Raw genomic sequence first — 26280 nt, 5'->3', positions numbered from 1 at the left:
TCAAAATAATTTACTTATTACCTATTATTTATTACTTTTTTAAAGCTTAAAGCCTATGAATACTAGCATACCAATTACACTTTTTAGCAAGCGGACAGTTACTACAGGCAGGTTTTCTAGCAGTACATACCTTAGCTCCAAAATCGAGTAAAGTTAGATTCCAGCGACCGACTTTTCTCTGCGGTGCAGTTAATTCTGCTGCCTGCCAGAGTAGTTTACAACGGGATTTTACTCGTTCTCCCTGCAAACCAAAAAAGCGTTCTAAAATGCGAGCTACGTTGGTATCCAGCACCGCTAAAGGTTGGTTAAAGGCACAGGCACAAATCGCACGCGCCGTATATTTTCCTATTCCTGGTAGTTTTAATAATTGTATTTCTGAGTTTGGTACTTTTCCCCCCTCGTTGGCGATTATGTTGGCAGTTTCGTGCAGTCTAGAAGCACGAAAGAAAAGTCCCAAAGGTTGCAAAAAGTTCTCTATTTCAGTTACTTTTGCTTGACTTAAAATTTCTAAAGTAGGATAGCGACGGAGAAAATCTTCGTAAAGGGGTAAAACCGTAACCGCATCGGTTCTTTGCAGCAAAAACTCCGCTACTAAAATTTGATAGGGGTTTTTAGTTTGTCGCCAGGGAAAGTCTCTAAGGTTAGTTTTTTGCCAGGCTAGCAGCTTGCGACGATACCAGCTAACTTTTTCAGGAACGAGTAGTTCGTTAATTTGCTGTTCTCTAGAGGCGATCGAATTTGTGTTTTTCTTGGCGATTGGCGATGCCAGCGCGCCTAGCGCGATCGCATTATTCATGAGGCTAAGTGGTTGGGTTCAGTTGTATTTTAAATAAAATTTTTTAGTTAGAGCGACAATCTTGTGTTTTTAAGGCTGAAGATAGATTTTTAAAAGCCAATTGAGCTTCTAGATTAATAATAACGATCGAAATATAGTTGAAAATTAATATGAGTGAAGAAAAAAAGAAAGTTGTATCTAGAACTAATCCCGATGATGCTGAAGCGGGTAAAGGTGCGCCAGGGCAACAAACAGGCGTACAGACCGCTCAGACTACAGCAGTAAATCCTCCCGATGCAAAAATTCCTTCTGGTGCAGATGTAGAACAGAACGTTAAACAGGTAGAGGCGGAAAAAGAACAAGAAGCTGGTACGGGGATGAAAACCACTGATGGTTATACTGTTGATGAATCAGGTCGTCTTGACAACTACCCTGTAGAACCAGAGCCTTATGTAGAAGAAAAATAATTGTTTAAATTCAAACTAACATTTGTCTGTCGATAAATAAACAAAAATAAAGTATTGATAATAGAGAGATCTAGTCTCTCTTTTTTTCTGTTTTTTATTTTTAGTAACCAGCAAACAAAAATCGAGCTATCCTAAACAACAGATAAGATAGAGCGACTCGGAAAAAAGCTATGTTTGGAAAGCAATCTGCAAAATCACAAAGATCGGAAAAGCCACAAAACTTACAGGATATCCAACTTTCACCGCCAGAGACTTTATCCGCACCCGCTTCCCAGTCGGACACCCTTTTTCAAGCAGAACCGCAGGTAGTTCCAGAGTCAGAACTAGTCAATACCGTCGAAAAAATTAGCCGTATCGTGTCTCCCTATTTTGTGGTAATTGTTGGTTTGGCTTTATATGAAAACAATTTTTTATTCGGTACGATTTTAATTGCTACGGGAATTCTTTCTTTGCTAAAAGTTTCAGCTAACGATGTTGCCGCTTTTTTTGAATGGTTGAAACAGTTTTTCGGCTTTGATAATACTCAAATGTAGTCGAGCTATAGCAGGCGATCGCTCGAAGATATTATTTGTGTTTTTTGTAGCTAAATTTGCCAGGCTTTTTGCAGTTTGTCCCATAAACTCACAAAAGTCTGTTTAACCTCATTTTGGAAACTCCAGCGTTGAAAAGCTCTTTCGTAATCTGCTCCTTGAGTTTGGTAAGCTTTCCAGCCATTTAACGCCAGTGCCAGTCCCCAAAATAGCATTACATATAACGACCAGGAAGCTACGCCAGCCAGCAAGAGATTAAAAGAAACTAGAAAAGTATTGATAATTAGATATTTAGTCAGCCTTTGCTGAAATGTTTGCCGACGATACAGGTTGAATTCTTGACGTTTTTGAGCGATCGCTTTTTGCTCTAACCAGTCGCGTTCGGCAGTTTCAATTGAGGAGCGATCGATATCTAATTCAGAAGCAATTTCCCAAAGCTGTTCCCTGCTCAATTCTTCCTTATTTTGTCTGCGAGCGATCGCTACTTGTAAAATTTGCTGGATATCTTCTGAGCTATATGATTCTGGATAATGCACGGCTGTATATGGATAGTAAGGTAAATAGGTAGCTCTCCACTACATACTACTATTATGCCTAAAGTCCCTCTAGTCGATACCGTAATCTAGTTGACGGTTTTTACTCTACTCTATGAAAATCAATAGAGGTTAATCTTTCGTTACAATTTTTAGTAGATACTCAAGTTACGCTGCTACTAATAAACTTATTATTTATTTTAAAAAACTTTTAGCTAGTAGTAATCAAACAAACTTAACAGCGAAAATAAACGCAATTATAGTTATTTATCCAAAATTTTCGTTACGTAAAATTAAATATAGGAGGACAACCTATGAACGGTAATATCCGCATAGGCAATTTATTTGGCATTCCCTTTTTTATCAATCCTTCCTGGTTTTTTGTCTTAGGATTGGTGACATTGAGCTATGGCTCGAATTTAACGCGCTTTCCCGAGTTATCAGGTTTTTTACCCTGGATATTAGGTTTTATTGCAGCAATACTTTTATTTGCTTCGGTATTGGCTCACGAACTAGGTCATAGCTTGGTGGCGATCGCTCAAGGTATTCCCGTTAAATCGATTACCTTATTTATCTTTGGCGGCTTGGCTACATTGGGTAAAGAATCGGATACTCCCCTACAGTCATTTTTGGTAGCGATCGCTGGACCGTTAGTTAGCATATTACTATTTGGCTTATTTGCATTTGTCGCCGTTAGCTTTTCCTTTCCCGCACCTGTAGAAGCCATTTTACAACTACTAGCTTCGATTAATTTAATTCTGGCATTATTCAATCTCATTCCAGGACTTCCTTTAGATGGCGGTAACGTACTTAAATCGATTGTCTGGAAGATTACAGGTAATCCTAATAAAGGAGTAATCTTTGCAGGTAGAGTCGGTCAGGTTATTGGTTGGATAGCCATTGTCATTGGTGGACTATCTATTTTAGGTCTTAGCCCTATTGGTGGTAGTTTTTGGACGCTGCTTATTGGTTGGTTTTTACTGAGAAACGCTGGATTTGCGGCACAATCAGCTACAGTACAGGAAAAATTAGACCGCTATACGGCTGAGGATGCAGTTATACCCAATAGTCCAGTAGTAGTTGGTAGTTTAACTGTTAGAGAATTTGTGAACGATTACGTAATCGGACAAACTCGCTGGAAAAAGTTTTTAGTTACCGATGAAGCAGGGAAATTAACGGGAGCAATTTTATCAGAAGATTTAAAACAAATTCCTACTTCTGATTGGAATCAAGTACGAATAGAAGAATTAGCCAAACCCGTAGCAGAAAATAAAGTTATTGCGGCAGATACTTCTTTACTCGAAGTAGCCAAATTAATTGAAACTAAAAACATCGGTGAATTGACCGTAGTTAGAGAAGATGCTACGGTAGTTGGCTTATTAGAAAAGGCTTCGATCGTAAGACTTATGGAAAAAGAAGGGCAACAAAAAACTCAAGAAGTTGTTATCGATCCAGAAAAGCCCGAAAAAACTTATGTAAATTAAGTTCTTAACTCCAGCGAATAGCTGAAGCATTAAAAAGGATGGGCATTGCCCACCCTTTTTATTTGGCATATCTTTACTGTAAGTTAGTCAGTACTGCCAACTTGCAAGGATTTTTCGGCAGCTTTAGTCCATTCAGTATGGAAAAATTCACCTCTAGGTTTGTCAATTCGTTCGTAGGTGTGTGCGCCAAAATAATCTCTCTGTGCCTGAGTTAAATTTTGCGGCAGGCGATCGCGACGATAGCTATCAAAATAATCGAGAGAGGCACTAAAAGCAGGAATGGCAATGCCCAAAGTATTAGCAGCCACCAAAACTTCTCGCCAAGCATCCTGACGGCTTAAGATAGATTCTTTAAATTCAGGTGCGAGTAATAAATTAGGCAAACCAGGATTATCGTTAAATGCCTGTTTTATCTTATCTAGGAAACCAGCGCGAATAATACAGCCACCTTTCCAAATGCGAGCGCACTCGCTTAAATTGAGGTTAAAGCCGAACTGTTCCGATGCTTTGCTTAAAAGTGCCATGCCTTGAGCATAAGAACACATTTTCGAGCAGTATAAAGCATCTCGTACTTTGTTAATAAAAGCCTGCTTATCTCCATCATATTTGCTGCTGCCAGGTCCTGACAGCTCTTTTGAAGCTGCTACCCGCTCCTCTTTAAAAGAAGACATAACCCGAGCATTAACAGCAGCATACATAGTAGGAATGGGTACGCCAAGTTCCAAAGAACTTACAACAGTCCAACGTCCCGTTCCTTTTTGTCCTGCCGCATCGAGAATTGATTCTACCAAAGGCGAATTGGTTTCGGGGTCGGTATATTTAAAAATATCGGCAGTAATTTCAATCAGAAAAGAATTTAACTCTTCAGTCTCATTCCATTCGCTAAAAACTTGGTGTAGTTCTTGTGCGCTTAATCCCAAACAATTTTTTAAAATGTCGTAAGCTTCGGCGATAAGCTGCATATCGCCATACTCAATACCGTTGTGCACCATCTTGACGTAGTGACCCGCACCACCAGGACCAATATAGGTAACGCAAGGTCCGTCATCTACCTGAGCGGCAATTTTGGTTAAGATTGGCTCCAAATCTTTGTATCCCGCTTCAGTGCCTCCTGGCATCAAACTAGGACCTTTTAACGCTCCTTCTTCACCACCGCTTACACCCATACCGATAAAGCCCAATCCTGCGGTTTCTAGTTCTCTAGTACGTCTTTCGGTATCTTCATATAGAGAATTACCACCGTCGATAATGGTATCTCCTTCTTCAAGTAGGGGTTTTAACTGACCGATTACCGCATCAACAGGACTTCCTGCTTTAACCATAACTAAAATGGTACGAGGTCGTTCGAGAATTTGCACGAATTCTTCCAGAGAATATGCCGCTTTAATGTCTTTATCTTTTGCTCTTTCCGCCATAAATTTCTCAGTTTTGGTTGAGGTGCGATTGTATACTGCAATTGGAAAACCCCTGCTTTCTACATTGAGAGCGAGATTTTCTCCCATTACAGCCAAACCAATTACGCCAAAAGTTCTTTTTGTCATACTATTTAAACCTGCTCCTGATGGTCTTTACTTCTGTTGTCTGAGGCAGAAATAGAAACGATTTGTACCGCTTCTTGGTTGCTCATACTCTTGCCAGCATTTGTTTAACTGTACAAATTCCGACACCAAAAGGCTAACGCAGTTTTATAGTAGAGATTTGTTCTTTAATTAACTCTTTGAGATTTTAAAATTTCGAAATGTAAAATAATTGCTGCTATAAAGAGCGCGATGGCAAGGGATTTAGAGCGAGCGAGATAGCGGATGTCTTAAAATAATAAATGAATCTTATAAAACCCACGCAAATTCAATCTTTATCAAAAAACTTATGTCTGTTTTGGCAGCGATCGCAGTTTTAGGTTTATTAATCGTAGTTCACGAATTAGGTCACTTTGCAGCAGCTCGGTTGCAAAAAATCTACGTCAATCGTTTCTCAATTGGTTTTGGTCCTACTTTACTAAAGTATCAAGGTTCGCAAACCGAATACGCCATTAGAGCTTTTCCTTTGGGAGGTTATGTCGGCTTTCCTGATGAAGACCCTGACAGTACGATTCCCCCCGAAGATCCCAACTTACTCAGCAATCGTCCCGTACTCGATCGCGCGATCGTAATTAGTGCTGGAGTAGTAGCTAACCTAATTTTTGCTTACTTTTTGCTGGTCGGTCAAGCCGCAACCATTGGCTTTCAAGAAATTAATCCTCAACCTGGGGTTTTGGTTCCTCAAGTGTTAGAAGAAACTAACTCTGCCGCAATGCAGGCAGGTATCGAAGCAGGAGACGTAATTTTAAAAGTTGGCGATCGCGATTTAGGAGAATCGGCTCCAGCTTTAGAAACGCTAAGAACTATTATCCAAAAGTCTCCAGAACAACCTTTAGAGCTAGAAATTTCTCGAAAAGGCGAAGTGATGCCCTTAACGGTTACGCCCCAGGCTGGTCGCGATGGCAAAGGAAAAATAGGCGTAATGCTCGCTCCTAACGGGGAAGTAGTTCGTCGTCGTGCGGAAAATATCATTGCTGCTTTTACCTCTAGTGCCAACGAATATCAAAGAATCGCCCAGCTTACCGCAAGGGGTTTCTGGCAGCTAATTAGTAACTTTGGCGAGAATGCCGAACAGGTAGCAGGTCCCGTGGCAATCGTTGCTGTTGGTGCCGAATTAGCCAGCAATAACGTAAGTAATTTATTTCAGTTTGGTGCTTTAATTAGTATCAACCTGGCAATTATCAATATTTTGCCCCTACCAGCTTTGGATGGCGGTCAGCTAGCTTTTCTAGCTGTTGAAGGAATTAGAGGCAAACCAATACCCAGTAAAATTCAGGAGAGTATCATGCAAACTGGGTTAGTGTTGTTACTGAGCTTAGGTGTATTTTTAATAGTTCGCGATACGGTTAATTTGGCGTTTTTCCAAGAGCTATTTCAATAAGTGAATTCTCTAACCCGCGAAAGACGAGCGAGAAAAATTTTGGCTGTACTAGAAACTTTGTATCCAGATGCTACTTGTAGTCTCAATTACGAAACGACCGTACAGCTTTTGGTAGCAACAATCCTTTCGGCTCAGTGTACCGACGAGAGAGTAAACCGAGTTACTCCAGCATTATTCGCTCGTTTGCCCGATGCTATTTCTCTAGCAATGGCAGATCGTCAAGAGTTAGAAAGTTTGATTCGTTCTACTGGCTTTTTTCGTAACAAAGCCAAAAACATTCAGGGTGCCTGTCAAAAAATTGTCAGCGATTTTCAGGGTTTAGTACCCCAAACTATGGAAGAACTACTAGAGTTGCCAGGTGTAGCCCGTAAAACAGCTAACGTCGTTCTCGCACATGGTTACGGCATTATTGAAGGCATAACTGTCGATACTCACGTTAAGCGTTTGAGCAATCGGTGGGAATTAACGCAATCGGACAATCCTTTGAAAATCGAACGGGATTTGATGCCTATGATTCCACAAGCGGATTGGGAAAACTTTTCAATCCGCACTATATATCATGGTAGGGCGATTTGCAAAGCCCGCAGTCCCAAATGTAGAATCTGTCAGCTGGCTTATTTTTGTCCTGCCGCTTCTAAGTATCTCAATGCCAATAGCAATGAACAATGAGCAATGAGCAATAACAATTGATATTCTCTTTCTCTGCTCGAACTTGACAATCTTATGACAGTGCAATGCAAAAATTTTTAGTGCGCTCGATCGCTTTAATGAAAATCTAAACTAGAGTTATAATAAGAGACTGTGTTTATTTTTAAGAACAATAATTATTTATGGCTAAAAAAAGTATGATCGAGCGAGAGAAAAAACGCGCTCGCTTAGTAGAAAAATATGCAGACAAAAGAGCGGAGTTAAAAGAGCAGTTTCGGACATCTACCTCAGCAGCCGAAAAGCTAGAACTTCAGCGTCAACTTCAGCAACTACCACGTAATAGTGCGCCGAGCCGCAAGCGCAATCGTTGTTGGGTAACTGGTAGACCTAGAGGCTATTACAGAGATTTTGGCTTATCCCGTAATGTTTTTCGTGAATGGGCGCATGAGGGACTGCTGCCTGGAGTAGTTAAGTCTAGCTGGTAAGATACAGTGTAAAGCAATTGGGCGATCGCCCATGCACAAAATAGCGATCGCCCTACAAAGGTAAAATCAATTCTAAATCCCAATTTGCCACTACAGCAGCTAGTTTTTGCGTATCTTCAAGTTGTATGTAAGGCAAAATTCCAATCACAGGTATTTGGGTTAAAGATTGGATTAAATCTATGGGAGTCAGATCGGCTATTTCAGCTTCCGACTGTAAGGGACGATTGCAGTTTAAAATAATTCCTTTTAATTCGATGTTCGAGCTGCGCGCTAGAGCTACATTCGCGACTGCTTGAGCGATCGCACCTAATTTTACTGGTACGATTAAAACCGTAGGCAACCTCCAACTTGCCGCTAAATCGGCTATGGTTAATTCTTCAGTAACGGGAGAGCCTAAGCCGCCTAAAGCTTCAACCAATACTAGATCTTGTTGCTGTCTCAAGGAGACTAAATTCTGCCATATCGAGTTGAGATCGACATTTTTTCCTTCTGCTGCAGCCGCAATAGGCGGTGCCAGAGGTTTGGCAAAACGCAGAGCAACTTGTGAAACAATTTTACTTGAGTCGCCAAATAGTTTCTGATATAGCTCGATGTCACCTACTCCTGTTTGAGCCAGCTTTAAGATTCCTATAGAATTAGCTCGGTTAGTGCGATCGAGCCAGTTCTGGTAATAAGCAGCTAAAGATACAGTAACGAAAGTTTTGCCGACATCAGTATCGGTACCTGCAATTAATAAGGCATTCACGCTAAGTTTATCTAGATAATTGGTCAAATGGAAAATATGTATAAGTGTATACTATTACTAACTATTTTTTACCTTTATTGAATGTTGTAATTTCTAGTTAAATAACCACCATAATTGGTAGATAAAAGAAGCTGGAGCCAATTAGAATATAAATTGAATTGTCAGATTGTGAATAATTTAGTCAAGCTTTCATTTAACTATCGAATATTCACGATCTAACAGAAAATTTATCTGAGTAAATTTTATTAGTTTATTAGTTGCGATCGAGCAAATACTATTAATATAAAAAAAGTTGCCTAAATTTACTTAGTAGCGTTCCTACTAAATATTTAGAATTTATCGCTTATTTTAGGTTTAATTGTCGTTGTCTGTCGATAACCTAAGAGTGATAATATTACCATGAATTAAGTTGAATCTATTTAACCGTGAGCTATACTACTTTAATTCCTCAGTCGATGGAGAAAAACCAGTTACTTTCAGACTCCAATCGTCTTAGATTGTTTTCTGGTTCTGCTAATGTCCCTCTCGCTCAAGAGGTATCCCGCTATTTAGGCATAGATTTAGCTCCCATGATTCGCAAGCGGTTTGCTGATGGAGAACTTTACGTACAAATTCAAGAATCTATTCGCGGAGCAGATGTATATTTACTTCAACCATGTTGCAATCCAGTAAACGATCATTTAATGGAATTAATGATTGTTATTGATGCCTGCCGTAGAGCCTCAGCAAGGCAAATTACAGCAGTGATTCCCTACTATGGTTATGCCAGGGCAGACCGTAAAACTGCGGGAAGAGAATCAATTACAGCCAAATTAGTTGCCAATTTATTCGTTCAAGCAGGAGCCAATCGGGTCTTGGCAATGGATTTACATTCCGCGCAAATTCAAGGCTATTTTGATATTCCCTTCGATCATGTTTATGGTTCGCCCGTTATTTTAGAATATTTAGCTAGCAAAAATTTTCGTGATATAGTTGTAGTCTCTCCCGATGTAGGCGGTGTAGCTAGGGCGAGAGCTTTTGCCAAAAAACTTGACGATGCACCTCTAGCGATTATAGATAAGCGTCGTCAAGATCATAATGTAGCTGAAGTTATGAATTTAATTGGCAATGTTAGAGGTAAAACTGCCGTCTTGGTCGATGATATGATCGATACTGCTGGCACCTTAACTGAAGGAGCTAGATTGTTGAGACAAGAAGGAGCGAGACAAATTTATGCTTGTGCTACTCATGCAGTTTTTTCTGGTGATGCTGTCTCCCGTTTGCAAAGTGGATTATTTGAAGAAGTTATCGTTACCAATACAATTCCTATTCCAGAAAAGAAACAATTCCCACAGCTAACTGTTTTATCTGTAGCTAATCTAATTGGGGAAGCAATTTGGCGCATTCACGAAGAAAGTTCGGTTAGCAGTATGTTTCGCTAGACCGAAAAATTAGCCAATTGAAAAAACGGTTGCGATCGCTCTAGAGCGCTTTTATTTTAGGAAAATACGCTGTCGATCGCATTTAATTTCATTTATGGTAACGGGATTTACAAAGTGCGGAATCAGTATCCGCAACCACTCGCTTAACCCAGATATCCTCATGCTATGGTAGTCTAAGAGCTAATTCTCACTATCTTTAGGATAGATTGGTCGTTCGTCTAGAGAACCCAAACGATCGAGTGGCCAAAAACGAACTATAGCTCGCCCAATTAAGTTTTGGCGGGGAACAAATCCCCAGTAGTGAGAATCATAACTATTGTTGCGATTATCGCCCAAGACAAGGTATCGATCGCTTGGTACTTCTATCGGTCCGTATTGATAGTCGGGAGCATCCTCAATATACTTTTCGCTTAAAACTTCGCCGTCGATATAAACTTCGCCATTTTTGACTTCTACGGTTTCTCCAGGAAGACCGATAACTCGTTTGATAAAAGCATCTTTAAAGTTTTGTTCCTTGAGTGTGTCGGTAGGAGAAAAAACTACTACATCTCCTCTTTTAGGTGGATTAAAGCGATAGCTCACTTTTTCTATAATCAAGCGATCGTTAATTTCTAACGTAGGCTCCATAGAAGAAGAAGGAATGTAGCGGGCTTCAGCAACAAAGGTACGAATTCCAAACGCTAAAATACCAGCAGATACCAAAGTTTTAAAAATTTCGGCAACAGGATTTTCTTCTTTTCTTGTCATCAGCAATATGTCCTTAACCAATAAATTTTTATGTTAATTTGCCAAGCTCGAATTCTTTTACCCGATGGCAACCTATTTTTGGGAGATGTACGGATTAATGACGGAAAAATTGTACAAATTGCTCCCGAAAATTCCCTTGATGAAACAGAAAAGGTAATTGATGCAGCAGGATTGACTTTATTACCTGGAGTTATCGATCTTTAAGTACATTTTTGCGAACCAGGATTGAAACCTAAAGAAGACTTGACTACTGCCAGTCGCGCTTGTGCGAAAGGTGGAGTTACGTCTTTTTTGGAAATGCCCAATACTCGACCTTTGACCACAACTCAAGCAGCATTAGATGACAAGTTAAGCCGAGCTGCAAACAAGTACCTTGTTAATTATGGCTTTTTTATGGGAGCAACGGCAGAAAATTTGTCAGATTACGTGATGCCAATCCTAGCTGCGGCATCAAAATATTTATGGGTTCTTCCCATGGAGATTTATTAGAATGTCTACTGCCGCAGCTAAAGCCTACAAAATTGACAATAAAGGAGCGATCGCTGTAGGCTATGATGCCGATTTGGTAATGGTGGATTTAGAAAATTATCGTACCGTCGACAATCAAGATTTAGACACAAAGTGTGGTTGGAATCCTTTTCAGGGCTGGAAATTGACTGGCTGGTCAGTAGTTACTATTGTTAACGGACAAATTGTATACGAGCGAGGAACACTTCATACAGAAGTCAGAGGTAAAGCTCTAACTTTTGCCGAATAATTTACCAATTTATGATAATTATGTTTTTACCAATGGTCAGAGCAGGCTGCGGAGCGTATTGGCGAGCTTCCGCTTGGCGAGGAAACCTCGCCGCTTATTTCGCCGCTTGTATCCGCGGCAATCTCTGACTCTAACTATTCGCTCTAATGAGTATTAGTAACACTCTAGAATCTTTCTCTTTACCAGAGTTGTTTCGCCTGATAGAACAGAGCAGTAAGTCAGGTCGTCTGATCGTGCAGATTCCTCAAGGGCTAAAAAAACTCGGGCAGAATAGCTCGGTTTACTATATTTGGTTCGATCGAGGTTACTTGATTGCCGTTAGTAACTGCCTGAACTACAGGGGAACGATCGATTTGATTGGCGATCGCGGTTGGTTGAGTCCGCCAATTATCAAGCGACTCCGCATCCTGTGTCCTCCTCAAGTACCTTTAGGAGTATATCTGGTAAAAATGAAGCTACTAAGTCGCGAACAGCTTAGTTTGGTTTTTCAGCTACAGCTTCATCAGGTCTATCAGTTGTTTTCCCTCAGCTGCGGGAGTTTTAAATTTGATGAGTTTGGCGAACTACAAGATCGCATTTTGACTCTTCCCTGGTTAGAAATGACGGGCTACAAAATTAGAACTATAGAAGTGTCTTTATATGCTTTAAGGCTGATTGAAAACTGGGAGATGTTTACCGACCAGTTACCCGAAGCTAGTTTTGCTCTCAAACGTTTAGTTGCCCAGCCTCACCTCAAGCTAATTGCTGTAGAACGTCAGGTGTGGGAACTAGCAGACGGTGTTACTTCTATAGCCAATATGGCTAGAAAAACTCTACTGCCTGAAAAAGAAATTCAAATTGCTGCCTTTAGAATTATGGTAGTAGGATTAGTTGAAGAAGTTTTTCTTTCCAATTACGGTTGGCAGATGCTAAACGAAAATTATTCGAGTTTTGCTAACAAGAACATTACTTCAACCCCCGCAGCCAACCGAGACAGTAAAAAACTAACTAGTAATTTAATAGAATTTATCACCGACAAATTTACCAAAAAATCTCACACTACCTGAAGTAATCTTAAAGAGCCAGAGCAAATACTAGCGCTCGCATTTAGTTAACGTAGCAGCAGAATAGCGACTGATTGGCTTTGGAAATCTTTGTTACTAGCCAACAGTTGCTCTCAACATAGATTAATTATTACAATAAATAATTATAGATTTTTATTGTTTCAAGGTTTAAGATCTAAACCTAGTAAATTTTAATTTGATTTTTGGTCTTTAATTCAAAGCACTAATTAAATTTGTCGAACCAATTGGTAACTTATGAAAAATCCAGCTTTATTACAAGAACCTCGTTACGAACCTGCGATTGTTATTCCCCTCAAACAAGAAGCTTCTTTATTAGATTGGCTAAAAGCTAGCGGTCGTCTTATTCCTCGCGAACCCGTAGAAAAAGAGAATGTTACCAGTGAAGACGATTTAGAAGCTTTGATTGACAACGAAGACGATTTTGAGGATAGCGAAGACGTATAGTTTGTGTAGTCTAGCTATTGCCTAGTTCAGCTATTTATCTTGGTAGTTTATTTGTTGTCGTTGGTAAGCTGTTGTTGAAAGCGTTGTTTTCCTGTTAAATTTTTATCGAAAATATATTAACTAGGTTTAATTGTGGGTGCTAAATCGCTTTCAACTCCAAAATCGTTTGCTCCCTCTGGATTGAGTTTACTTGTAGCTTTAAGTTCAATCCTTTTGTTAGGAGCGATAGCTTTAGATGGTTTTTCTGGTAGATTTGCCAACGGCACAGATTGCCTTGTCTTTCCCCTATTGACATCGGGTGTAATTAGTATTCTTTTAGGTTGGGCGGTAATTCCCTGGTTAAACCGCCTTAAAACAGGACAAATTATTCGGGAAGACGGTCCCCAAACTCATTTACAAAAAGCAGGTACACCTACTATGGGAGGAATTTTTTTTGTGCCTGTAGCGGTATCGATTGCTTTAGTTTGGACTCAATTTAATTGGGAAACAGTAGCTGTAGCCTTAGTTACTTTAAGCTATGGCAGCATTGGCTGGCTTGATGATTGGCAAGTATTGCGCCGCAAATCTAATAAAGGTATTTCTCCCAAAACCAAACTATTGCTGCAAATTGCAGTAGGAATTTTGTTTGCTCTCTGGTTACTGTGGCAGCAACTTCCTGCAATTACTACTATAAGTTTGCCTGGATTTGACTTGTCTTTAGGGTTGTTGATATTGCCTTTAATTGTTTTTGTTTTAGCAGCAGAAAGCAACGCTACCAATCTTACTGATGGAGTAGATGGTTTGGCGGCAGGCACGGGAGCGATCGCTTCATTGGCTTTGGCAGCAATTGTTGCTCCTAGTTCTCCAGATTTAATGATTTTTTGCGCCTGTCTGAGCGGTAGCTGTTTGGGATTTTTGGTTTACAATCGCAATCCTGCCACTGTATTTATGGGCGATACGGGTTCTATCGCTTTAGGTGGAGCTTTAGCTGCGGTAGGCATTATTAGCAGCAATTTGTGGGCTTTGTTTGTAGTTAGTGGGATTTTTTTTATCGAGTCACTGTCAGTAATTGTTCAGGTTGGTTACTACAAGGCTACAAAAGATGAAACTGGTAAAGGTAAGCGTTTGTTTAAAATGGCACCAATTCACCATCATCTCGAACTTAGTGGCTGGTCGGAAACGCAGGTTGTAGGTTTGTTTTACGCGATCGCCATTTTCTTAGGAGTCTTAGCTTTTTTTATTCGTTAACTTAAAATAAGAGGCATTTTAAAGTATCGCAATACATTCAATTTCAATTAACACATCTTTTGGTAGGCGAGATACCTCAACGCACGATCTTGCAGGCGCAGATGCTTCAGAAAAATATCGAGCGTAAACTTGATTTACCTTGGCAAAATCAGCTAAATCTTTAAGAAAAATGCTAGTTTTGACTACGTTTGTCCAGTGGGCATCTGCTTCTTTTAAAATTGCCTCGATATTGTTCATTACTTGCTCTGTCTGCCTGATAATATCTTCGGCGACAATCTCTCCTGTCTGAGGGTCGAGAGCAATTTGACCTGCTAAAAACAGCATCTGTCCTGTAGCGGCGATCGCTTGATTGTAAGGACCGACAGGTGCGGGTGCTTTACTGGTGCGAATAATTCTATCGATCGTCATGGGTATGCTTTGTTGGAATTAAATATAGGTACTCCATACTAGTCCTGCAATTAGCAAACCAGAACTAGTTAAGTAGAGATTAACTGCAATAAATTTACTATTGCTAACTTTAGCAGGACAATCGTGATAGCAATTAATATGATTTATTAATTGCGCTGCCCAGGGTAAACTAGCGAAAACGATCGATGTCAGCAACGGTAAGTAGCCTAAAATAATCCCAATTACCGTAAGTATATAAATACTAGCAGTAGACCAGGCCAGAATTTGCGCTCCAGTTTCCGTTCCCAACCGCACTATTGGCGATCGCTTGCCTGCTGCTAAATCGTCTTCTACCTGATGAAAATGAGAACAGAATAGAATAATTGAAGTGCTAATGCCGATAATTGTAGAGATAGCTAGATTTGATGCAGAAAAGGTTTCGGTTTGAGCGTAATAGGCAGCAGAAACTGCCCCAGGACCAAAGGTAAAAAAGCAGATTATCTCTCCCAATCCTAAATAGCCCCAACGAAAAGGAGGACCTTGGTAAGCATAGCCCAACAGACAGCATAATGAAACCAAACCCAAAACCGTAAAGTCTTGCTGCCACCAAGTCAAAGCTAAAATACCGAGTAATCCACAACTCAAGAAAATATTGGCGATCGCAAAGACCAAAGATTTATTACCAGTCAAATTTACTACCGAATGGGCTTTATTTACGTCAATACCAGTTTCGGAGTCAAAAACATCATTAGTTAAGTTCAACCAGGCTAAGATCGAAATTGCTGCCGCCAGAAAAGTACCGAAAGCTCGAACGTCAAACAGACGAGTATCAAAATATGCCATTGCAGTGCCAACAGCGATTGGAACAACCGCTACACTATAAATAGGAGGTTTGATTGCGGCTAACCATAGTTGGGAATTTTTGGTGATTGTTTGCTCGAATGCCATGAAAATTCTACTAAATGGAATTGTTTGATTATGACTTGGCTGAGTTAGATCGCAATAATCGCTCGTATTTTGCTATCGCGTTAGCCAATCAAGTATGGATTTTATCAAGTATGGATTCTTTAATTTACTTGATTTCACGAAAGTTCATCAGCAACCACAGTAAGACTAGTCACAACTAATTGAAGCTTTGGTAAAAGGCACAAAGTAGAAAAGATACAACCTAGCAATCCAAGAGCGGGAGACATACTAGATTACATAGTTGCTTTATAAAAACTAAAGTCAATAATTATTAATTTTGTTTAATAATGCAGTTTGTTAAGTTTATTAAAATAGCTTTCATAACAAACTAGCAGAATTTAATAGAAAAATTAATTCAAATGTCGCTAAACATTTGAATTCAAAGACTGTATAGAGGCGCAAATCTTGTCAGTTATGACCTATAGTAATATAATCAATCTAAACAAAATTAATAATTTTTTCAATTAAATAATTATCGATATTCAAACAATTTTTCAGTTTTTAATATTTTGCTTTTTGTCTACTAACCTATAAGAATGTCAAAATTTAGAAATTCAATGACTCTCGTGCCCCAGGCTCATCAATCGGTTCCGAGTAATGTAGAACTAGACGATTTTTGGCATAACAAAAATTTACATTTTGCCGTCACGGATGAAACCAGAATTATTAGCTATACTCGAAGAATACCTCCTGCCGATCCCTTAGCTTTTTTACAAAAGTTTGCTTGTCCTAATAGCAAACACTTTTATTGGGAAAATCCTCGAAAACAAGAGGCAGTAGCTGCTTATGGAATTACTAAAAGCACAAATATCGCGTCTTTAAAGCGGTTCGAGCTAGCTCAAAAATTTGTTAAAGAGTGTTTTCAACAAATTATTAGAAAAGGAGAAAATAACTTGACAGAAGGCAAGCCCTGTGTGTTCTGTAATTTTACTTTTTCCCCAAAAGTTAGCGAAGAAAGTTTTTCAGTCAGTACGCTCTTTTTACCTCGATTTCAGCTAATAAGAAAAAACAAAAGTTATTATATCATTGTTAATTTTCCCCTTCAAGAATCCGACAGCGAATCAGCAATTGTCAAACAAATAGAGCAAAAAATAAATAGTATTAACTGGTCGGATTTTAAAATACAAATTAGCGACAGTTGTATTCAAAATAGCATTGATTATTCTGAAACTAGTAATTCAAAGCATTTCAAATCTGTAGTAAGTTTGGCACTAAGATCGATAGCCAAATCGGAACTTAGTAAAGTAGTTATCGCTCATACTACCGAACTTCAAGCTTCTATACCCTTTCAACTAATTAAATCTCTTAATAGCTTGAGAGAGCAACATCCAGACTGCTACATTTTTTCTACTAGTAATGGTCGAGGACAGAATTTTATTGGTGCCAGTCCCGAACGCCTGGTTAGTATTCAAAATAAGCAGTTAGTAACCGATGCGTTAGCTGGCTCTACTTCCAGAGGTAAGACAAGTACAGAAGATCTTTATTTAGCTAATTTACTACTTAAAAATCGCAAAGAAAAACGCGAACATCAGGCTGTAAGCAATTTTCTAATCGAACGCTTGCGTCAACTAAACTTAAAACCACAGCAGTTACCACTACAGGTTTTAAAACTATCTAATATACAACATTTATGGACACCAGTTTATGCTCATTTATCATTAGATATCGAACCTTTAGAAATTGTAGCGCGGTTACATCCTACACCCGCAGTTGCTGGTATACCTACAGCAATAGCATGTGAAAAAATTCAACAGTATGAAGAGTGCGATCGCTCGCTATACGCCGCCCCGTTAGGATGGGTCGATCTAGACGATAACTGTGAATTTATTGTTGGTATTCGTTCGGCATTAATTGATGGTAATCGCGCTCGTCTTTATGCTGGAGCGGGAATTGTTTCTGGTTCGGAGCCTGAAAAAGAGTTTGCCGAGGTTCAATTAAAGCTACAGTCTTTAATGAAAGCTTTAGTGCAAGCTTAAAATGATTGACTTTCGCAATAAAAATACTTTATGGGCTTCGGTTATAGCCTCTACTCTACAGCATTTGGGTTTATCCGATGTAGTAGTTTGTCCTGGTTCGCGTTCTGCTCCGTTAACGGTTGCTTTAGCACGGCATCGAGATTTAAAAACTATTCCAATTTTAGACGAACGCTCTGCAGCTTTTTTTGCCTTGGGAATTGCTAAAAGAACTAGCATACCTACCGTTTTAGTCTGTACTTCGGGAACTGCTGGAGCTAATTTCTATCCTGCTGTAATTGAGGCACAACAAAGTAATGTTCCTCTAATTATCTTTACTGCCGATCGCCCGCCGCAATTGCGTAACTGTCATGCAGGACAGACTATCGAGCAACTAAAACTATATGGGAACTATTGTAATTGGCATACAGAACTAGCTTTACCAGCAGCCAATTTAGAAATGCTGTTCTATCTCAGGCAAAATATTATTCAGGCTGTCAGGCGATCGCTGTTACCTTTTCCAGGTGTAGTTCATCTTAACGTGCCATTTTGCGAACCTCTGGCACCCATAGAGGAACCTGAAATAAAAGCTTTGCAATCGCAGTTCGATTTAGCTGACTTTTTTGAGGCTGTTATGCCTCTTCCCGTTACATTTAGCTCTCTTCAAGTTCCAATAGAACAGTGGCGGTCGTATGATAGAGGAATTATTATTGCAGGTTTAGCACAGCCAAGCAAACCAGGAGCTTACTGTCGAGCAGTCTCATTTTTATCTCAACTATTATCTTTTCCCGTACTTGCCGAAGCTTTATCGCCCGTACGCCATTATGCTTCACTCAATCCCTATTTAATTTCTACTTACGACTTTATTTTACGTGAGGAAAAAATAGCTGAAGAATTACTGCCAGATCTTGTAATTCAAGTTGGCGAACTCCCAACTAGCAAACAGTTGCGTAATTGGTTAAAAAGTATTTCTTGCCCACGGGTAATTATCGATCCTCGACCACAAAACTTCGATCCTTTGCATAGAAAAACAATTCATTTACCGACTTCTATCGAGCAAATAGATCGCGAACGAGCTAAAGGTTTAATTTATAACAAACAAACATCGCTTTATTGTCAGCAATGGTGTGAGCTAGAAACTAAAATCAGACAGAATATAAATTATGAAATGATGGCGAGCGATCGCCTCTATGAAGGTAAAATTGCTTGGTTACTTTCCCATAGTTTACCTGCCAAAACACCAATTTTTTTTGCCAACAGTATGTCGGTAAGAAACGCAGAATTTTTTCTACAGCCAAATGAGCGGCAAATTGTCCCTTATTTTTGTCGTGGTGCTAACGGAATTGACGGTACTTTATCGACAGCTTTAGGTATTGCTCACTGCAATCGCCCTACAGTTTTAGTATCCGGGGATCTGGCTTTACTACACGATACCAATGGCTTTTTAATCAGCAATAAGTTTCAAGGACATTTAACTATTATTTTGGTCAACAATAATGGTGGGGGAATTTTTGAAATGCTACCCATTTCTCAGTTTCAAGATATTTTTGAAGATTATTTTGCTACACCTCAAATAGTTGATTTTGCGAATTTAGCAGCTAGTTATGGTATTGCTTATAAAGCTATCACTCACTGGCAGCAGTTATCGAAACTATTAAACAATTTACCAAATGAGGGAATTAGAATTTTAGAATTGAAATGCGATCGTCAAATTGATGCCAAATTTTTACAGACCAATTTTTTTAAGCTTACAAAAAAAATAAAAATAAAAAAAAATTAAACAGATAAACAACTAAGTCTCGGCAAAAACAATACCCACTTCAGACTTAACTGAAGTGGGTATTATAATAGTTGAACCTGGCACTGAGCTATTTTCCCAGGAGGCTACCCTCCAAGTATCTTCGCCGCTACAGCGTTTCACTCTCGAGTTCGGGATGGAGTCGAAGTGGTTCCACCGTGCTCAAAGCACCAGGAATATCTCTATATCTCTGGTCTTTCCAACCCTCAAGACTGCATAAACCAAATCTTGCCGCCTCGTCAATTGCCATTGGGTAACATTCTACTTGATTTTGTTTGAGGTCAAGCCCTCGGTCTGTTAGCACGCCTCGGCTACAAACATTGCTGCTCTTCCACCTAGCGCCTATTAACGGGTGTTCTTCCCGTGACCTTACTGGATTACTCCATGAGAGCACTCATCTTGAGGTGGGCTTCCCACTTAGATGCTTTCAGCGGTTATCCGCTCCGCACTTGGCTACCCAGCGTTTACCGTTGGCACGATAACTGGTACACCAGCGGTGCGTTCTTCCCGGTCCTCTCGTACTAAGGAAGACTCCTCTCAATGCTCTTGCGCCTGCACCGGATATGGACCGAACTGTCTCACGACGTTCTGAACCCAGCTCACGTACCGCTTTAATGGGCGAACAGCCCAACCCTTGGGACCTACTTCAGCCCCAGGTTGCGATGAGCCGACATCGAGGTGCCAAACCTCCCCGTCGATGTGAACTCTTGGGGGAGATCAGCCTGTTATCCCTAGAGTAACTTTTATCCGTTGAGCGACGGCCTTTCCACGCAGCACCGTCGGATCACTAAGACCGTGTTTCCACCCTGCTTGAGTTGTCTCTCTCGCAGTCAAGCTCCCTTGTGCCTTTACACTCTCTGGCTGATTTCCATCCAGCCTGAGGGAACCTTTGTGCGCCTCCGTTACCTTTTTGGAGGCGACCGCCCCAGTCAAACTGCCCACCTGAAACTGTTCTTCTCCCGGCTTACGGGTTGAAGTTAGAATCCTAGCCTCGCTAGAGTGGTATCTCACATTGCGGCTCCCTATCCCCCACGAGGAATAGTTCTACGCCTCCCACCTATTCTGCGCAAGCGAAGCCCGAACCCAATTCCAGGCTACAGTAAAGCTTCATAGGGTCTTTCTGTCCAGGTGCAGGTAGTCCGTATCTTCACAGACGTTCCTATTTCGCCGAGCCTCTCTCCGAGACAGTGCCCAGATCGTTACGCCTTTCGTGCGGGTCGGAACTTACCCGACAAGGAATTTCGCTACCTTAGGACCGTTATAGTTACGGCCGCCGTTCACCGGGGCTTCGGTCGTCAGCTTCGCGCGTCACCGCGCTAACCAGCTTCCTTAACCTTCCGGCACTGGGCAGGCGTCAGCCCCTATACTTCCTCTTTCGAGTTGGCAGAGACCTGTGTTTTTGGTAAACAGTCGCCTGGGCCTCTTCACTGCGACCACCTCTCGGTGGCACCCCTTCTCCCAAAGTTACGGGGTCATTTTGCCGAGTTCCTTAGAGAGAGTTATCTCGCGCCCCTTAGTTTTCTCAACTTGCCTACCTGTGTCGGTTTCGGGTACGGGTCCAACCATTTCATCGTGCTACTGGCTTTTCTTGGCACTACTTTTTACTAGACTTGCTTCCAAAGCGCAACTCTAGCTATTCCTCATGCGTCCCCAGCATCACTCCCTGGTTGAAGTCAGGGAATATTCACCCTGTGTCCATCGACTACGCCTTTCGGCCTCGCCTTAGGTCCCGACTAACTCTCCGCGGACGAGCCTTCCGGAGAAACCCTTAGGCTTTCGGGGTTAGGGATTCTTACCCTAATTTTCGCTACTTAAGCCGACATTCTCGCTTCTGTGTCGTCCACACCTGCTTGCCGCTAGTGCTTCTCCCTTCACAGAACGCTCCTCTACCACTAGAATTTTCTAGTCCACAGCTTCGGCAGGATGCTTAGCCCCGTTCATTTTCGGCGCAGGAGCGCTTGACCAGTGAGCTATTACGCACTCTTTCAAGGATTGCTGCTTCTAGGCAAACCTCCTGGTTGTCTGTGCACTCCCACCTCCTTAATCACTTAGCTTCCATTTGGGGACCTTAGCTGGTGGTCTGGGCTGTTTCCCTTTCGACGATGAAGCTTATCCCCCACCGTCTCACTGGTCGAACTTCACGGAGTATTCTGAGTTTGCCTCACTTTGGTACCGCTCTCGCAGCCCGCAGCGAAACAGTGCTTTACCCCTCCGCTTTTCTTCGACCGCTGCGCCTAAACGCATTTCGAGGAGAACCAGCTAGCTCTGGGTTCGATTGGCATTTCACCCCTAACCACACCTCATCCGCCGGCTTTTCAACGCCGGTCGGTTCGGACCTCCACTTGGCTTTACCCAAGCTTCATCCTGGACATGGTTAGATCACCCAGGTTCGGGTCTACAACTAGTGACAATACGCCCTCTTCAGGCTCGCTTTCACTTTGGCTTCGGATTTTTTCTCCTTAMCCTGCCACTACCTGTAAGTCGCCGGCTCATTCTTCAACAGGCACACGGTCAGACGTTCAATCGTCCTCCCATTGCTTGTAGGCTAACGGTTTCATGTTCTATTTCACTCCCCTCGCCGGGGTTCTTTTCACCTTTCCCTCGCGGTACTGTTTCGCTATCGGTTACACAGTAGTATTTAGCCTTACGAGGTGGTCCTCGCTGATTCACACGGAATTCCACGAGCTCCGTGCTACTCGGGATCCAGCCTGGTGGCTTCGGCTTTCGACTACAGGACTTTCACCTTCTCTGGTGCAGTTTTCAGCTGCTTCGTCTAGCTTGTTCCTTCCTTGATGGCTGTCCCACTACCCCAACAACCTTAGTCGTTGGTTTAGGCTGCTCCCGTTTCGCTCGCCGCTACTCGGGGAATCGCTTTTGCTTTCTCTTCCTCCAGCTACTAAGATGTTTCAGTTTGCTGGGTTGGCTCGCATCTACTTATATATTCGGTAGACCGTTCTAATAGGTTGCCCCATTCGGAGACCTCCGACTCATTGCTTGCTTCCAGCTCCTCGGAGTGTTTCGTCGGTCGCCACGTCCTTCTTCGCCTCTGTGTACCTAGGTATCCACCGTTAGCCCTTTGTAGCTTGACCTATTTATTTGGTCTTGCTCGGTAATTTTTACTTACCTGGACTTTATCTTAGTTTTTTGTTACCTAATGACAATTTTTACTTGGCTTTAGTTTTGTTTTATGCAGTTTTCAAGGTTCTGTTGCTGAGTTTAACCCCCAGCATTCTCTCTCGCTTTAGCTATTTTGAGAGATGGTGCTAGTCGTTGCTACTCTTGGCTTTCTAGTTTCTGGTGGAGGTAAGCGGACTTGAACCGCTGACATCCTGCTTGCAAAGCAGGCGCTCTACCAACTGAGCTATACCCCCACAAATTTCAGAAGTCAATTGTAGCTTTGATAAGTTTCTTACTTATTACTTTCTACTTTTTACTTCTTACTTAATTTAGTGGTGGGCCATCCTGGACTTGAACCAGGGACCTCACCCTTATCAGGGGTGCGCTCTAACCACCTGAGCTAATAGCCCTTTGTTTCTATTAATGGCGAACCCAATCTAGTTTGACGAAATTTTTACCCTTCACCTGCTTGCTTGATGACCTTGGGGATTTTGTGGTGTCTGGCAACAGCTTTGTTGCTATTGCTTTTCCATCGGTCTCCCTTTAAGGAGGTGATCCAGCCACACCTTCCGGTACGGCTACCTTGTTACGACTTCACCCCAGTCACCAGCCCTGCCTTCGGCATCCCCCTCCTCGAAAGGTTAGGGTAACGACTTCGGGCGTGGCCGACTTCCATGGTGTGACGGGCGGTGTGTACAAGGCCCGGGAACGAATTCACCGCAGTATGCTGACCTGCGATTACTAGCGATTCCTCCTTCATGCAGGCGAGTTGCAGCCTGCAATCTGAACTGAGGCTGGGTTTGCTGAGATTCGCTTGCTCTTGCGAGTTAGCTGCCCTTTGTCCCAACCATTGTAGTACGTGTGTAGCCCAGGACGTAAGGGGCATGCTGACTTGACGTCATCCCCACCTTCCTCCGGTTTGTCACCGGCAGTCTCCCTAAAGTGCCCATCTTAATGCTGGCAACTAAGGACGAGGGTTGCGCTCGTTGCGGGACTTAACCCAACATCTCACGACACGAGCTGACGACAGCCATGCACCACCTGTGTTCCGGCTCCCGAAGGCACCCCACTGTTTCCAGCAGGTTCCGGACATGTCAAGCCCTGGTAAGGTTCTTCGCGTTGCATCGAATTAAACCACATACTCCACCGCTTGTGCGGGCCCCCGTCAATTCCTTTGAGTTTCACACTTGCGTGCGTACTCCCCAGGCGGGATACTTAACGCGTTGGCTACGGCACTGCTCGGGTCGATACAAGCAACGCCTAGTATCCATCGTTTACAGCTAAGACTACAGGGGTATCTAATCCCTTTCGCTACCCTAGCTTTCGTCCCTGAGTGTCAGTTACGGCCCAGTTGAGCGCCTTCGCCACTGGTGTTCTTCCCAATATCTACGCATTTCACCGCTACACTGGGAATTCCCTCAACCCCTACCGTACTCTAGCTTACCAGTTTCCACTGCCTTTCCAGAGTTGAGCTCTAGTCTTTGACAGCAGACTTGATATGCCACCTGCGGACGCTTTACGCCCAATGATTCCGGATAACGCTTGCATCCTCCGTATTACCGCGGCTGCTGGCACGGAGTTAGCCGATGCTGATTCCTCAAGTACCGTCACTTGCTTCTTCCTTGAGAAAAGAGGTTTACAACCCAAAAGCCTTCCTCCCTCACGCGGTATTGCTCCGTCAGGCTTTCGCCCATTGCGGAAAATTCCCCACTGCTGCCTCCCGTAGGAGTCTGGGCCGTGTCTCAGTCCCAGTGTGGCTGCTCATCCTCTCAGACCAGCTACCGATCGCTGCCTTGGTAGGCTCTTACCCCACCAACTAGCTAATCGGACGCGAGCTCCTCTTCAGGCGAAATACATTTCACCCCTAAGGGCATATTGGGTATTAGCAGTCGTTTCCAACTGTTGTCCCCATCCTGAAGGCAGATTCTCACGCGTTACTCACCCGTCCGCCACTCTCTTATAAAAGAGCGTTCGACTTGCATGTGTTAGGCATACCGCCAGCGTTCATCCTGAGCCAGGATCAAACTCTCCATGGTGAACTTCACCATTGAGCGAGTCAATCGTTTAGCTCTTTTGCGTTCTATGTATATGTTTTTTTCAAGCAACTTTGGCTTGGTGTCTTAAAATTCGTCAAACTATTGATTTTTCTAGGTTCTTCGCTGGTTTCGAGTTGTTCCTCTCTCAACCGCGCATTTACCAATATACTTACTCTATTTTTATTTGTCAACTTTTCGAGCAAAAAAATTTTGAGAAACTCGAATTTGCCTTACTAGCGATGTCGGAACAGATTTTTAGGTATATTTTTTGAATGTAAACGAGCAAAATTTATTCAACTATGACCATTACCTTTCAGGAAATCATTTCTGCTTTAAACCAGTTTTGGAGCGATCGCGGATGTTTTATCGCTCAACCTTACGACACTGAAAAAGGTGCGGGGACAAAAAATCCCAATACTTTTTTAAGAGCTTTGGGTCCCGAACCTTGGTCGGTAGCATACATAGAGCCTTGCCGCCGACCGACAGATGGGAGATATGGCGAAAATCCCAATCGCTTTCAGCATTATTATCAATACCAAGTTTTAATCAAACCTTCTCCCAATAATATTCAAGAAGTTTATCTTGGTTCGTTACAAGCTTTGGGTATTCATCCTGAAGATCGCGATATTCGTTTTGTAGAAGATAACTGGGAAGATGCTGCTGTAGGAGCCTGGGGCTCGGGCTGGGAAGTATGGTTAGACGGCATGGAAATAACACAGTTTACTTATTTTCAGCAGTGTGGTGGTATTGATTGTCGTCCTGTTTCTATTGAAATCACTTATGGTTTAGAAAGATTAGCGATGTATCTTCAGAACGTCGATGCAATTAACAAAATTCGCTGGAACGACCGCTTAAATTACGAAGATATATTTTTACAAGCAGAGATCGAACAGTGTACTTATAACTTTGAAGCTTCCGATCCCGATTTATTGTTTAAGCTGTTTAATCTTTACGAACGAGAAGCAAAACAGTTAATCGAACGAGGATTAGTCATGCCTGGCTTGGATTATGTATTGAAATGCTCTCATAGTTTTAATTTGTTGGATGCTAGAGGAGTAATTGCCGTTACCGAAAGAACTCGTTACATCGGCATAATTCGCAATTTAGCAAGACAAGTCGCTCGCCTGTACATCGAGCAAAGAGAAAATTTGGGTTTTCCTCTAATAAATAAAGACACAGATCGAATTGCCAGCTAAGTAGTTAGTGAAAAGTCGTTCGGGTTAATATTATTGAGTTCTATTAAGTTAAAACCTATGAATGATTTGACAGAAATATTGGAGCCCATTGCGACTTGGTTTCGCAGTTTGGGAACGCCAGAACCAATAGTACATTGGGGACATCCCGTAATGATGGCAATTGTCGTCTTTGCGATGGGAAGTTTTGTCGGTTTGGCTGGCTGGCGCGGTAGAGCCTTGGCGGGAGTAAACCAAGAGGAGGCAATTCACAATAAAACCGAACATCGCAAACTGGCACCCTTAATGTATTTTTTCTTGGTTGCTGGCTATACAGGAGGCATTTTGTCTCTAGTAATGCAGCGCGAACCTATTTTAGAAAGCCCTCATTTTTGGACTGGTTCGATAGTCATCGCTTTGCTTACTATTAATGCTTTAATTGCTGCAAGTGGTTTTATTGGTAATAAAGAAATCTCAAAAACCGTTCATGCTTATGTAGGAAGCATTGCCTTGTGTATTATGTTTCTTCATGCAGTTTTGGGATTAAAGCTAGGTCTTTCGATCTAA

At 41.9% G+C, this 26280-nt stretch carries 21 protein-coding genes, 2 tRNA genes, 3 rRNA genes and 1 pseudogene; 15 read left to right on the top strand and 12 right to left on the bottom strand.

The window, feature by feature from the left end; all coding sequences use genetic code 11:
• Positions 1-46: 46 nt before the first annotated feature.
• On the bottom strand, positions 47-796 hold the full coding sequence (locus KV40_RS27560; protein WP_081942956.1) for an A/G-specific adenine glycosylase: 750 nt from the start codon (positions 794-796) through the stop codon (positions 47-49).
• Positions 797-945: 149 nt separating this feature from the next.
• Here KV40_RS27560 and KV40_RS27555 point away from each other — a divergent pair, with 149 nt between their 5' ends.
• Both KV40_RS27555 and KV40_RS27550 read left to right on the top strand, forming a co-directional pair.
• On the top strand, positions 946-1242 hold the full coding sequence (locus KV40_RS27555) for a hypothetical protein (RefSeq protein ID WP_036487943.1): 297 nt from the start codon (positions 946-948) through the stop codon (positions 1240-1242).
• A gap of 170 nt (positions 1243-1412) precedes the next feature.
• Positions 1413-1775, top strand: a complete 363-nt coding sequence (locus KV40_RS27550) for a hypothetical protein (protein WP_036487940.1) — start codon at positions 1413-1415, stop codon at positions 1773-1775.
• 50 nt (positions 1776-1825) lie between these two features.
• Here the strand turns inward: KV40_RS27550 and KV40_RS27545 are convergent, their stop codons facing one another.
• On the bottom strand, positions 1826-2308 hold the full coding sequence (locus tag KV40_RS27545) for a 2TM domain-containing protein (protein ID WP_036487937.1): 483 nt from the start codon (positions 2306-2308) through the stop codon (positions 1826-1828).
• A gap of 311 nt (positions 2309-2619) precedes the next feature.
• On the opposite strand from KV40_RS27545, the gene KV40_RS27540 reads away from it, so the two are divergent.
• The gene (locus KV40_RS27540; RefSeq protein WP_052056014.1) at positions 2620-3789 is read left to right on the top strand and encodes a site-2 protease family protein; all 1170 of its coding nucleotides are present in this window, start codon (positions 2620-2622) and stop codon (positions 3787-3789) included.
• An 83-nt stretch (positions 3790-3872) separates the two neighbouring features.
• Here the strand turns inward: KV40_RS27540 and gnd are convergent, their stop codons facing one another.
• Positions 3873-5330 (bottom strand): decarboxylating NADP(+)-dependent phosphogluconate dehydrogenase, encoded by a 1458-nt coding sequence (gene gnd, locus KV40_RS27535; RefSeq protein WP_036487934.1) that lies wholly within the window; start codon positions 5328-5330, stop codon positions 3873-3875.
• A gap of 325 nt (positions 5331-5655) precedes the next feature.
• Here gnd and rseP point away from each other — a divergent pair, with 325 nt between their 5' ends.
• The 3 genes from rseP to rpsN all read left to right on the top strand — a co-directional run bounded on the left by rseP (position 5656) and on the right by rpsN (position 7880).
• Positions 5656-6747: an RIP metalloprotease RseP gene (gene rseP / locus KV40_RS27530; protein ID WP_036487931.1), complete on the top strand. Its 1092-nt coding sequence runs from the start codon at positions 5656-5658 to the stop codon at positions 6745-6747.
• Entirely contained in the window at positions 6748-7416 is a 669-nt protein-coding gene (gene nth, locus KV40_RS27525; RefSeq protein WP_036487929.1) for an endonuclease III, read from the top strand.
• Between the two features lie 161 nt (positions 7417-7577).
• A complete protein-coding gene (gene rpsN / locus KV40_RS27520; RefSeq protein ID WP_036487926.1) occupies positions 7578-7880 on the top strand; it encodes a 30S ribosomal protein S14 in 303 nt (100 codons plus the stop codon).
• Positions 7881-7932: 52 nt separating this feature from the next.
• Here the strand turns inward: rpsN and bioD are convergent, their stop codons facing one another.
• Positions 7933-8625, bottom strand: a complete 693-nt coding sequence (gene bioD, locus KV40_RS27515; RefSeq protein ID WP_036487923.1) for a dethiobiotin synthase — start codon at positions 8623-8625, stop codon at positions 7933-7935.
• A 455-nt stretch (positions 8626-9080) separates the two neighbouring features.
• Here bioD and KV40_RS27510 point away from each other — a divergent pair, with 455 nt between their 5' ends.
• Positions 9081-10046, top strand: a complete 966-nt coding sequence (locus KV40_RS27510) for a ribose-phosphate pyrophosphokinase (RefSeq protein ID WP_156114216.1) — start codon at positions 9081-9083, stop codon at positions 10044-10046.
• 180 nt (positions 10047-10226) lie between these two features.
• On the opposite strand, the gene lepB is transcribed toward KV40_RS27510, so the two are convergent.
• A complete protein-coding gene (gene lepB, locus KV40_RS27505; protein WP_052056013.1) occupies positions 10227-10793 on the bottom strand; it encodes a signal peptidase I in 567 nt (188 codons plus the stop codon).
• 30 nt (positions 10794-10823) lie between these two features.
• Here lepB and KV40_RS37490 point away from each other — a divergent pair.
• The 4 genes and pseudogenes from KV40_RS37490 (at position 10824) to mraY (ending at position 14285) form a co-directional block, all read left to right on the top strand.
• Positions 10824-11550, top strand: a pseudogene (locus KV40_RS37490) (amidohydrolase family protein).
• A 146-nt stretch (positions 11551-11696) separates the two neighbouring features.
• Positions 11697-12596: a DUF4388 domain-containing protein gene (locus KV40_RS27495; protein WP_072013923.1), complete on the top strand. Its 900-nt coding sequence runs from the start codon at positions 11697-11699 to the stop codon at positions 12594-12596.
• 252 nt (positions 12597-12848) lie between these two features.
• A complete protein-coding gene (locus tag KV40_RS27490; RefSeq protein WP_036487916.1) occupies positions 12849-13058 on the top strand; it encodes a DUF3134 domain-containing protein in 210 nt (69 codons plus the stop codon).
• A gap of 132 nt (positions 13059-13190) precedes the next feature.
• On the top strand, positions 13191-14285 hold the full coding sequence (mraY, locus tag KV40_RS27485; protein WP_036487915.1) for a phospho-N-acetylmuramoyl-pentapeptide-transferase: 1095 nt from the start codon (positions 13191-13193) through the stop codon (positions 14283-14285).
• 18 nt (positions 14286-14303) lie between these two features.
• Here the strand turns inward: mraY and KV40_RS27480 are convergent, their stop codons facing one another.
• A complete protein-coding gene (locus tag KV40_RS27480) occupies positions 14304-14693 on the bottom strand; it encodes a RidA family protein (RefSeq protein ID WP_036487912.1) in 390 nt (129 codons plus the stop codon).
• Positions 14694-14711: 18 nt separating this feature from the next.
• Positions 14712-15620, bottom strand: a complete 909-nt coding sequence (gene menA / locus KV40_RS27475) for a 2-carboxy-1,4-naphthoquinone phytyltransferase (protein ID WP_036487910.1) — start codon at positions 15618-15620, stop codon at positions 14712-14714.
• A 575-nt stretch (positions 15621-16195) separates the two neighbouring features.
• On the opposite strand from menA, the gene KV40_RS27470 reads away from it, so the two are divergent.
• Positions 16196-17614, top strand: a complete 1419-nt coding sequence (locus KV40_RS27470) for an isochorismate synthase MenF (protein ID WP_253274404.1) — start codon at positions 16196-16198, stop codon at positions 17612-17614.
• A gap of 1 nt (position 17615) precedes the next feature.
• Positions 17616-19370, top strand: a complete 1755-nt coding sequence (menD, locus tag KV40_RS27465) for a 2-succinyl-5-enolpyruvyl-6-hydroxy-3-cyclohexene-1-carboxylic-acid synthase (RefSeq protein ID WP_036487905.1) — start codon at positions 17616-17618, stop codon at positions 19368-19370.
• A 75-nt stretch (positions 19371-19445) separates the two neighbouring features.
• Here the strand turns inward: menD and rrf are convergent.
• The 5 genes from rrf to KV40_RS27440 form a co-directional block, all read right to left on the bottom strand.
• Positions 19446-19563, bottom strand: a 5S ribosomal RNA gene (rrf, locus tag KV40_RS27460).
• Positions 19564-19665: 102 nt separating this feature from the next.
• Positions 19666-22477 (bottom strand): 23S ribosomal RNA (locus tag KV40_RS27455).
• 206 nt (positions 22478-22683) lie between these two features.
• Positions 22684-22759, bottom strand: a tRNA-Ala gene (locus KV40_RS27450).
• Positions 22760-22838: 79 nt separating this feature from the next.
• Positions 22839-22915, bottom strand: a tRNA-Ile gene (locus KV40_RS27445).
• Between the two features lie 134 nt (positions 22916-23049).
• Positions 23050-24541: ribosomal RNA gene (locus tag KV40_RS27440) — 16S ribosomal RNA — on the bottom strand.
• Together the 16S, 23S and 5S rRNA genes with 2 tRNA genes alongside form the textbook arrangement of a ribosomal RNA operon.
• Before the next feature lie 299 nt (positions 24542-24840).
• On the opposite strand from KV40_RS27440, the gene glyQ reads away from it, so the two are divergent.
• Both glyQ and KV40_RS27430 read left to right on the top strand, forming a co-directional pair.
• Complete coding sequence (gene glyQ / locus KV40_RS27435) at positions 24841-25737, top strand: glycine--tRNA ligase subunit alpha (protein WP_036487903.1); 897 nt, start codon at positions 24841-24843, stop codon at positions 25735-25737.
• Between the two features lie 57 nt (positions 25738-25794).
• Positions 25795-26280, top strand: a complete 486-nt coding sequence (locus tag KV40_RS27430; protein ID WP_036487900.1) for a DUF4079 domain-containing protein — start codon at positions 25795-25797, stop codon at positions 26278-26280.

It is taken from the genome of Myxosarcina sp. GI1 (assembly GCF_000756305.1).
In the GTDB taxonomy this organism is placed as follows: domain Bacteria; phylum Cyanobacteriota; class Cyanobacteriia; order Cyanobacteriales; family Xenococcaceae; genus Myxosarcina.
This window is presented reverse-complemented; position numbering and strand designations above follow the sequence as displayed.

Excerpts from the sequence above, each read along its gene's own strand:
- KV40_RS27540 (WP_052056014.1), top strand. The coding sequence starts at position 2,620 with ATGAACGGTAATATCCGCATAGGCAATTTATTTGGCATTCCCTTTTTT.
- KV40_RS27555 (WP_036487943.1), top strand. The coding sequence starts at position 946 with ATGAGTGAAGAAAAAAAGAAAGTTGTATCTAGAACTAATCCCGATGAT.
- KV40_RS27550 (WP_036487940.1), top strand. The coding sequence starts at position 1,413 with ATGTTTGGAAAGCAATCTGCAAAATCACAAAGATCGGAAAAGCCACAA.
- KV40_RS27495 (WP_072013923.1), top strand. The coding sequence starts at position 11,697 with ATGAGTATTAGTAACACTCTAGAATCTTTCTCTTTACCAGAGTTGTTT.
- KV40_RS27510 (WP_156114216.1), top strand. The coding sequence starts at position 9,081 with ATGGAGAAAAACCAGTTACTTTCAGACTCCAATCGTCTTAGATTGTTT.
- KV40_RS27490 (WP_036487916.1), top strand. The coding sequence starts at position 12,849 with ATGAAAAATCCAGCTTTATTACAAGAACCTCGTTACGAACCTGCGATT.
- rseP (WP_036487931.1), top strand. The coding sequence starts at position 5,656 with ATGTCTGTTTTGGCAGCGATCGCAGTTTTAGGTTTATTAATCGTAGTT.
- glyQ (WP_036487903.1), top strand. The coding sequence starts at position 24,841 with ATGACCATTACCTTTCAGGAAATCATTTCTGCTTTAAACCAGTTTTGG.
- menA (WP_036487910.1), bottom strand. The coding sequence starts at position 15,620 with ATGGCATTCGAGCAAACAATCACCAAAAATTCCCAACTATGGTTAGCC.
- KV40_RS27430 (WP_036487900.1), top strand. The coding sequence starts at position 25,795 with ATGAATGATTTGACAGAAATATTGGAGCCCATTGCGACTTGGTTTCGC.
- KV40_RS27480 (WP_036487912.1), bottom strand. The coding sequence starts at position 14,693 with ATGACGATCGATAGAATTATTCGCACCAGTAAAGCACCCGCACCTGTC.
- menD (WP_036487905.1), top strand. The coding sequence starts at position 17,616 with ATGATTGACTTTCGCAATAAAAATACTTTATGGGCTTCGGTTATAGCC.
- lepB (WP_052056013.1), bottom strand. The coding sequence starts at position 10,793 with ATGACAAGAAAAGAAGAAAATCCTGTTGCCGAAATTTTTAAAACTTTG.
- rpsN (WP_036487926.1), top strand. The coding sequence starts at position 7,578 with ATGGCTAAAAAAAGTATGATCGAGCGAGAGAAAAAACGCGCTCGCTTA.
- KV40_RS27470 (WP_253274404.1), top strand. The coding sequence starts at position 16,196 with ATGACTCTCGTGCCCCAGGCTCATCAATCGGTTCCGAGTAATGTAGAA.
- gnd (WP_036487934.1), bottom strand. The coding sequence starts at position 5,330 with ATGACAAAAAGAACTTTTGGCGTAATTGGTTTGGCTGTAATGGGAGAA.
- KV40_RS27560 (WP_081942956.1), bottom strand. The coding sequence starts at position 796 with ATGAATAATGCGATCGCGCTAGGCGCGCTGGCATCGCCAATCGCCAAG.